The following is a 935-nucleotide window of genomic DNA, read 5'->3' on the forward strand; positions in this document are numbered from 1 at the left end:
TCATTATCCTGGATGTTCTCCTGTCGGTTTCCCTGTATGCTTTGTTCCATTCGGCAGGTAAGTCCACTGCATGGTTGATGGTCAGCCTGAGGCTGGCCTATGTCGCGGTCAAGGGGTTTGCCATTGTCGGGCTGTTTCTAGCCAGGGACATGTATTCAGCTCCGGTTGGGGCAGACGCAGTCCAGGTGGGCGTGTATGCCGCGCAGGCGATGCAGTTCCTGAAAATGCACCACTACGGTTTTGCCGTCGGGCTCATCTTCTTCGGCCTGCACCTGATTTTCCTCGCTCTTCTTCTGTTGAAGGTCAACGGGATCCCAAGACTGTTTGCATGGATGCTGCTGAGTGCCGGTGTAGGCTATGGCATGAACAGCCTGGTTAGCCTCTTTGCCCCTGACTTTGCTCTGTTGAAGATTACTGTCATTGCCGTTTTCATCATCCCCATGACTTTTTCAGAGCTGGCTTTTGGCGTGTGGCTTTGGGTGAGGCATAAAAGCGCTGCGCCTCCGCTCACAGCGTGAGTCGTCACCGTTTCCCGGAGATTCGTTTCCGTATTCTGCTCAGGGTCTCGGGTTTTATGCCCAGGTAGCTTGCCAGGTGGTACTGGGGCACGCGGTTTATCAAATCCGGTCTTTCTTCCATCAATTGCAGGTAGCGTTTTTCGGGGCTCAGTGTTATGAAGTAGGAACTCAGGTTCTGATACTTCCCAAATTCACGGCTCATGAAGAGCCCTGACATTTTCTCAAGTTTGGGGTTCTCAGCATATGCGCCTTCGATTCTGTCCAGCCTGCCAATAACCAGTGTGGTGTCTTCCTCGCAAAACCAGCTGAAGGTACAGGGAGCATTTTTAGAGGCACTGTCAAAGGCCACTATTGCCTCCCCCTCCGAATAGAAATAAGTGCTCTTTTCTTCTCCATTGATGATTTCATACTGCCTGA

The 935-nt window shown here is 51.8% G+C and carries 2 protein-coding genes; one reads left to right on the forward strand and one right to left on the reverse strand.

The window, feature by feature from the left end:
• Nucleotides 1–518, forward strand: a 518-nt coding sequence (locus ABD920_RS22060) for a DUF4386 domain-containing protein (protein ID WP_345162411.1), incomplete at its 5' end; no start/stop codon positions are given.
• Between the two features lie 4 nt (nt 519–522).
• On the opposite strand, the gene ABD920_RS22065 is transcribed toward ABD920_RS22060, so the two are convergent.
• Nucleotides 523–935 (reverse strand): Crp/Fnr family transcriptional regulator (locus tag ABD920_RS22065; RefSeq protein ID WP_345162413.1); only part of this gene is annotated, 413 nt, incomplete at its 5' end.

It is taken from the genome of Pontibacter saemangeumensis (assembly GCF_039541895.1).
GTDB classification, from domain to species: domain Bacteria; phylum Bacteroidota; class Bacteroidia; order Cytophagales; family Hymenobacteraceae; genus Pontibacter; species Pontibacter saemangeumensis.